Consider the following 7,584-nt stretch of genomic DNA (forward strand, 5'->3'; position numbering starts at 1 on the left):
TCCTCGTCGCGCTCACTTGTCGGCCGCTGCGTTTCCCGGCACGTGGATGATCAGCGCGTCGCCCTGGCCACCGCCACCGCAGAGCGCCGCCGCGCCCGTGCCGCCGCCGCGCCGCTTCAACTCCAGCGCGAGGGTGAGGACGAGCCGCGCGCCGGACATGCCGATCGGGTGGCCCAGCGCGATCGCGCCGCCGTTGACGTTGACCTTGTCCGCGCTGATGCCGAGGTCACGGATGGACTGGATGCCGACCTGCGCGAACGCCTCGTTGATCTCGATGAGGTCCAGGTCCTCCACGCTCAGTCCGCCCTTCTTCAGGGCGTGGTTGATCGCGTTGGACGGCTGGGAGTGCAGGGAGTTGTCGGGACCGGCCACGTTGCCGTGCGCGCCGATCTCGGCCAGCCAGGTCAGCCCCAGCTCGTTGGCCTTCGCCTTGCTCATGACGACCACTGCCGCCGCGCCGTCGGAGATCGGCGAGGAACTGCCGGCGGTGATGGTGCCGTCCTTGGTGAACGCGGGACGCAGCTTGGCCAGCGACTCGGCGGTGGTGTCCGGGCGGATGCCCTCGTCGTCGCTGATCACCACCGGGTCGCCCTTACGCTGCGGGATCAGCACCGGGGTGATCTCCTCGGCGAAGTGGCCGTTCTTCTGCGCGGCGGCAGCCCGCTGGTGGCTGGCGGCGGCGAAGGTGTCCTGCTCCTCGCGGGAGATGCCGTGCTTCGTGCCGAGCCGCTCGGTCGACTCACCCATGGAGCAGCAGTCCCAGGCGTCGCTGAGCCCGTCGTGGGCCATGTGGTCCTTGATCACCACGTCGCCGTACTTGTAGCCGGAGCGCTGGCCCATCAGCAGGTGCGGGGCGTTCGTCATCGACTCCATGCCGCCGGCCACCACGATGTCGAACTCGCCGGCCCGGATGAGCTGGTCGGCGAGAGCGATCGCGTCCAGGCCGGAGAGGCACACCTTGTTGATCGTCAGCGCCGGCACCGACATCGGTACGCCGGCCTCGACCGCCGCCTGCCGCGCCGGGATCTGACCGGCGCCGGCCTGGAGCACCTGCCCCATGATCACGTACTGGACCTGGTCCGGGCTGACACCGGCCCGCTCCAGGGCCGCCTTGATCGCGATCCCGCCGAGCTTCGTGGCCGGAAGGTCCTTGAGGTTGCCCAACAGCCGCCCCATGGGGGTGCGCGCGCCGCTGACGATCACCGAAGCCATGCCTGCCTCCGAGGGGGGGTGCCCGAGCTGTACGCCTGAACGATGGTTCGGTCAGACTAACGCCATGGCAGAGAACTCCCCCGTCGAGCCCGGTGCGGACTACGTCACAGACATCGGGCTTCGCAAGATCGACCACGTCGGCATCGCCGTGCACGACCTCGACGCCGCGATCGACTTCTACGAGCGGACGTTCGGGATGCGGTGCGTGCACACCGAGACGAACACCGAGCAGGGCGTCCGAGAAGCGATGCTGGCCGTCGGACCGACGACCGAGGGCGGCTGCGTGCAGCTGCTCGCCCCGCTCAGCCCCGAGTCGACGATCGCCAAGTTCCTCGACCGCAGCGGGCCGGGCGTGCAGCAGGTCGCGTACACGGTGGTCGACATCGACGCGGCCTGTGCGGCGCTGCGCGCCCGGGGGATGCGACTGCTCTACGACGCCCCGCGGCGAGGCACGGCGGACTCCCGGATCAACTTCGTGCACCCCAAGGACGCGGGCGGCGTACTCGTCGAACTCGTCGAACCGGCCGCCACCACCCACTGAGGCGGCGCCGACGCCGCGCACCGATCGCGCGGGACCCCACAACGTCAGGGATGTGGTTGCCTCCGCCGCCAGCGAGGCAACCACATCCCTGACGTTGTTGTCGTCTCCGGGCCGCCCACCCGGCCGCGCGTTGCGTCCCGCACCCGCAGGTCCGGCCCTCGCAAGCACGTCGGTGCGCGGTTCGCGGGATCGTCGGACACCTTCACGCATCGGCCGATGCAGTTTTTCACAGAAGCTTCCCGCCCTAGCTACCGTTCAGTAACGTCCCGCCCCACAGGAGCGCGAAGGGTGCCGGATGTGTCGAATGACGACATGGCGGTCGTGCCCACCGGCGCCGACGATGGCAGCACCCGGGCCCGTGCGGGTGCGGACTAACCGGAGGTCACCGTGCAGGACATCCTCGAAGCGATCATGGCGGCGGAGGAATCAAACGATCCGGACCGCGAGCTCGCCGGCGTTGCCGGTCTGCCCGTGCCGGAGAGCTACCGGGGCGTGGTCGTCCGCGCCGAGGAAGCCCGGATGTTCGAGGGCATGGCCACCCGGGACAAGGACCCTCGCAAGGCACTGCACGTGCAGGAGGTGCCGACTCCGGAACTCGGGCCGGGCGAGGCGTTGATCGCGGTGATGGCCAGCGCGATCAACTACAACACGGTGTGGACGAGCATCTTCGAGCCGCTGCCCACCTTCAAGTTCCTTCAGCGCTACGGCCGGATCTCCGAGCTGACCCGGCGGCACGACCTCCCGTACCACGTGGTCGGCTCGGACGCGGCCGGCGTGGTGCTGCGCACCGGGCCCGGCGTGACCCGCTGGGCGGCCGGCGACGAGGTCGTCGCGCACTGCCTCTCGGTCGAGCTGGAGGACGCGGCCGGGCACGACGACACCATGCTCGATCCGCAGCAGCGGATCTGGGGCTTCGAGACCAACTTCGGTGGGCTGGCCGAGCTGGCCATCGTCAAGGCCAACCAGCTGATGCCCAAGCCGCGACACCTCACCTGGGAGGAGGCGGCAAGCCCGGGTCTGGTCAACTCCACCGCGTACCGGCAGCTCGTCTCGCACCACGGCGCCAACATGAAGCAGGGTGACGTGGTGCTGATCTGGGGCGCCTCGGGCGGCCTCGGCGGGTACGCCACCCAGATGGCGCTCAACGGCGGCGCGATCCCCGTCTGCGTGGTCTCCTCGCCGGAGAAGGCCGAACTGTGCCGCAAGATGGGCGCGGAGCTGGTCATCGATCGCACCGCCGAGGGGTTCCGGTTCTGGAAGGACGAGCAGACCCAGGACCAGGACGAGTGGCGCCGCTTCGGCGAGCGCATCCGGGAGCTGACCAGCGGTGAGGACCCGGACATCGTCTTCGAGCACCCGGGCCGGGAGACGTTCGGCGCCAGCGTCTACGTCGCCAAGAAGGGCGGCACGATCGTCACCTGCGCGTCCACGAGCGGCTACAACCACCAGTACGACAACCGCTACCTGTGGATGCACCTCAAGCGGATCGTCGGCAGCCACTTCGCCAACTACCACGAGGCGTGGCAGGCCAACCGTCTCGTCGCGCTCGGCAAGGTGCACCCGACGGTGTCCCGCACCTACCCGCTGGAGCAGACCGGTCAGGCGGCGTACGAGGTGCACCGCAACGCCCACCAGGGCAAGGTCGGCGTGCGCTGCCTCGCACCCACCGACGGGCTTGGCGTCCGCGACGGGGAACTGCGCGCCCGCCACGAGGAGGCGATCAACAGGTTCCGGGGGCAGTGAGGGGCGACCCCGCCACGGGACGCCGACCGGGCCACCTGTCGAGTCGCCGGCCGGATGGACGAGGACCGGATGACCAATGCGGTGATCGGCCATTGTTCTTGCGCCCCCATTAGCGGGATGCCGTTCCGCATCGAACAAAGGGCCACCGGGCGTACCGGTGGCCCTTTTTCTCCTCACGCTGCGTGGCGTCCGTCCCGCCCGGGACCTGCCAAGATCGCCCATTGGTCCGACCTCACCGAGCAGGTGAGTTGACCATGTAAAGAGGACACGAAAGCTCCGCACCGCTCTTGCGAAGCACCCTGGGGCGTCTGCCAGTATGTCCCAATGCCCCAGCAGCAGTCCTCCCCTCTCGCGTTCTTCGATAACGCGAACTCGCAGCCAGATTTCACCGTTGGCCTGCGCGGATACAACACTCACCAGGTCGATGACTTCATCGGCCGGATGACGGCCGCGCTGACCCAGTCCGAGCAGGCCCGCGCCGAGGCCGAGCAGCGGATGAACGACGCCCAGCGTCGGCTCCGCCAGGCCGAGCAGCGCATGAGTGCCCTCGAGCAGAAGCTCACGGACACCAACAAGCAGCTCGAAGAGAACAGCCGGCCCACCCTGTCCGGCCTCGGCACCCGGGTCGAGCAGATCCTGCGGCTCGCCGAGGAGCAGGCCAACGACCACCGCAACGAGGCCAAGCGCGAGTCGGAGGGCATCCTCTCCGCCGCCCGCCTGGAGGCCCGCGAGATCACGGACAAGGCCCGCGCCGAAGCCGCCGCGATGAAGGCCAGCGCCGAGCGCGAGGCCGGAAACCTGCGCACCGCCGCCGAGCGCGAGGCCGCCGAGGTACGGGTGCAGGCCCGCCGCGAGGCCGACACGCTGCGCGCTGACGCGGACCGCGAGACCAAGCAGCTGCGTACGGTCACCGCGCACGAGGTGGCCGAGCTGAAGTCGACTGTCGAGCGTGAGGTCGCCACCCTCCGGGCCACCGCCGAGCGGGAGATCACCCAGCAGCGGGCCAAGGCCGCCCGCGAGGCCGAGGAGAAGCGCGCCGAGGCCACCAAGCTGCTCACCGACGCGCGGGACAAGCGCGACAAGGACCTCCAGGCCCTGGAGCTTCAGCTGGCCGAGCGGCGCGAGAAGGCCGAGCGCGAGGAGTCCGAGCGGCACGCCGCCCAGGTCGCGCAGACCCAGAAGCTGGTGAGCGAGGCCGAGCAGCGCGCCCGGGCCGCGCAGGAGCGCGCCAAGGAGATCGAGCAGCGCGCCGAGGCCCGCCGTGTCGAGTCGGAGCGCCACGCCAACGAGACGATCGACAAGGCCAAGGCGCACTCCGAGAAGACGCTCAACGAGGCCAAGGCCGAGTCGCAGCGCCTGCTCACCGAGGCCCGCACCGAGGCCGAGCTGACCACCCAAGCTGCCCGCCGCGAGGTCGAGGACCTCACCCGGCAGAAGGACGCCGTCACCTCGCAGCTCGGTCAGATGCTCTCCGGGCTCGCCGGCATCGTTCCCGGCGTACCGGCGGCTGCCGCCCCGGCGGCCAAGCCGGAGGCGAAGAAGGCCGATGGCGGTCAGGAGCGGGTGACCGCGGAGACCGCTGGCTGACGCGAGGCGTCAGGGCGGGGCATCGACGGCGCGAGGTGACACCGGGTAACCGGTGTGACCTCGCGCCGTGTGCGTTTCCCACCCACTGGCATCGCGGGCTCGCGACCAAGTGAAGTAGGTCCCACAAGGGGCGTCCGTATCGCCCCAGCAGGGTCCGATGCGTGTGAGGATGGGGGCATGTCGCACGGCGAGGAACTGTTCGCTCTCGGCGGGGACGTGACCACGGAGCCCAGCTTCGAGTCCGCTCTGCGGGGGTATGAGAAGAAACAGGTCGACCGGTACGTCGCGCGTGCCGAGCACGAGATCGCGACCCTCGCCGCCGAACGGGAACAGGCCTATACACAGATCCACAAACTGGCCGGCCAGGTCGAGGTGCTCCAGCGGGATCTGACGCAGGTCCGCAAGCAGATGAACGTTGTGGACCGCGCCTCGTTCCGCCATCTGGGCCCGCGCGTCGAGTCGATCCTCACGCTCGCCGAGGAGCAGGCCGAGCAGATCCTGTCGGCGGCGAACGAGGAGATCGAGGGCCGTCGCGCCGCCGCCGAGCACATCATCGAGGAGGCCCGCGAGCAGGCCGCGCGGGCGCTGAAGGACTTCGAGATCGCGCTCGCCGCCCGCCGCCAGGAGGAGGAGCGGCACAGCGCCGCTCGACGCGCTGAGGCGGACGAGACCCTGCGGTCGGCCCGGGACGAGTCGGCGAAGCTGCGCAAAACGGCTCAGGACGAGCTCGCCAAGGCCCAGCAGGAGGCCACCCAACTCCGGGACACCGCCAAGGAGATCCACACCCGCGCCCAGCAGGAGGCCACCAAGCTGCGTGAGGCCGCCCGCGAGGCGCTGGCCACGGCGCGGCAGGAGGCCAGCGATCTGCGGGAGGCGGCCAAGGAGGTGCACGCCAAGGCCCAGCAGGAGGCCAAGCGGCTCACCGACACCGCGACCGAGGCCGGCCGGGCGACCCACGCGAAGGCGCAGCAGGAGGCCAAGCAGATCATCGACGACGCGTCGATGGCGGGCCGGGCCACCCGGGCCAAAGCCCAGCAGGAGGCGGAGCGTCTGACCACGCAGGCGTCGGAGTCGGCCAAGCGCAGCCGAGCCGAGACCGAGGCGTACGTGCAGCGGATGCGCACCGAGACCGAGACGTACGTGCAGCAGGCGCGGGCGCAGACCCAGCAGGAGTTGGGCGCGTGGCGGGCCGGCGTGGAGCAGGAGGTCAACTCCCGGCGGGAGGCGGCCGACCGGGAGCTGGCCCAGCGCCGGTCCACCGCCGAGCAGGAGTTCGCCAAGCGCCGCGACGAGTTGGATAAGCAGCACAAGGCCCGCCAGCAGGAGCTGGAGGCCGCGTTCACCGGCCGCCAGCAGGAGTTGGAGACGACCTGGGCCGCGCGCAGCGACGAGCTGGAAGCCGAGCACTCGGCCCGTAAGAACGAGCTGGAGACCGAGTACACCAGCCGCAAGAACGAGATCGAGCAGGGCGCCGCCGCGATCCGCCTGGCCGCCGAGCAGGACGCCTCGGCGATGCGCGAGCGGGCCGAGACCGAGGCCGCCGAGCTGCTGAGCCGGGCCGAGACCGAGGCGGGCGACAAGCGCCGCAAGGCCGACGAGCACGTGGCGGCTTCCCGCCGCCAGTTCGAGGAGTACGCGGCCACCACCCAGCAGCACCTGGCCACCACGCAGCAGCACCTGGCGGCGACGCAGCAGGAGGCTGCCGCCGGCCGGCAACAGCTCGCCCAGGTCATGTTGGAGATCGCCCAGGCCCAGCAGCAACTCGCCGATCTGCGGCAGGAGACGTGGAAGGCCCGCCAGGAGTCCGACGAGCTCGAACGGCAGATGGCCGAGCTGCGGTTGCAGAGCGCCACGGGCCCGACCGCGCCGACCACCGCCAACGGCTCGGCTGTAGCCGCCGCGGTGAACGGCGACAGGCCGGCTGCGCCCACCACGGTGAACGGTGACGGGTCACCTGTGCCCGCGATGAACGGCGACGGGTCACCTGCGCCCACGGTGAACGGCGACGCCGACGCGACCACCGGTCCTAAGGCCGAACCCGCCGACGCCAAGCAACCGGTGGGCGCTTCAGCGGACGCGGACGGGCAGTCGACGACCCGACCGGTCGGGCAGCCAGTGGTTGCCACGCCTGATGGGTCCGGGCAGTCGACGACCCGACCGGTCGCCGAGCCGGTGACCACGGTCGACGGCGCCGCGGCCAGCGCGGGCGTGGACGGCGAGCCGACGGTGGCCGCAGTGCCCGGCGAAGGTGGCCGAGGCACCAAGCCGACCAAGATCACCAGCACCGGTGAGAACGGCAAGCGGCCCAGCAAGCCGACCACCGACGAGCGCAGCGCCAAGCCGAGCAAGGTCAAGATCGAAAAGGACTAACGGCTACCGCCGCAGAACATTGCGGCGCGGCGGTGGGTTCGCCTCCGGACACGCGAGAGGTACCAGCAACTGCACGTAAACGAAAGGCAAGCAGACCCCTCACACCCCGCGACCCCGCAACCCCGCAACCC

General features: G+C 70.6%; 5 protein-coding genes. 4 read left to right on the top strand and 1 reads right to left on the bottom strand.

Translation table 11 applies throughout. The features are described 5' to 3' along the window. Window positions 1-12: 12 nt before the first annotated feature. Window positions 13-1,212, bottom strand: coding sequence for an acetyl-CoA C-acetyltransferase (locus ADK66_RS07310; protein ID WP_053653118.1), 1,200 nt, complete (start codon window positions 1,210-1,212; stop codon window positions 13-15). Window positions 1,213-1,276: 64 nt separating this feature from the next. Between ADK66_RS07310 and mce the strand changes: the two genes are divergently transcribed. The 4 genes from mce to ADK66_RS07330 all read left to right on the top strand — a co-directional run bounded on the left by mce (window position 1,277) and on the right by ADK66_RS07330 (window position 7,453). Continuing rightward, window positions 1,277-1,753 (top strand): methylmalonyl-CoA epimerase, encoded by a 477-nt coding sequence (mce, locus tag ADK66_RS07315; RefSeq protein WP_053653119.1) that lies wholly within the window; start codon window positions 1,277-1,279, stop codon window positions 1,751-1,753. Window positions 1,754-2,140: 387 nt separating this feature from the next. Further along, window positions 2,141-3,496, top strand: coding sequence for a crotonyl-CoA carboxylase/reductase (ccrA, locus tag ADK66_RS07320; RefSeq protein WP_053653120.1), 1,356 nt, complete (start codon window positions 2,141-2,143; stop codon window positions 3,494-3,496). A gap of 324 nt (window positions 3,497-3,820) precedes the next feature. After that, a complete protein-coding gene (locus ADK66_RS07325; RefSeq protein WP_053653121.1) occupies window positions 3,821-5,083 on the top strand; it encodes a cell division protein DivIVA in 1,263 nt (420 codons plus the stop codon). A gap of 177 nt (window positions 5,084-5,260) precedes the next feature. Continuing rightward, on the top strand, window positions 5,261-7,453 hold the full coding sequence (locus tag ADK66_RS07330) for a hypothetical protein (protein ID WP_053653122.1): 2,193 nt from the start codon (window positions 5,261-5,263) through the stop codon (window positions 7,451-7,453). Window positions 7,454-7,584 lie beyond the last annotated feature (131 nt).

Source organism: Micromonospora sp. NRRL B-16802 (assembly GCF_001279555.1).
Lineage (GTDB): Bacteria > Actinomycetota > Actinomycetes > Mycobacteriales > Micromonosporaceae > Micromonospora > Micromonospora profundi.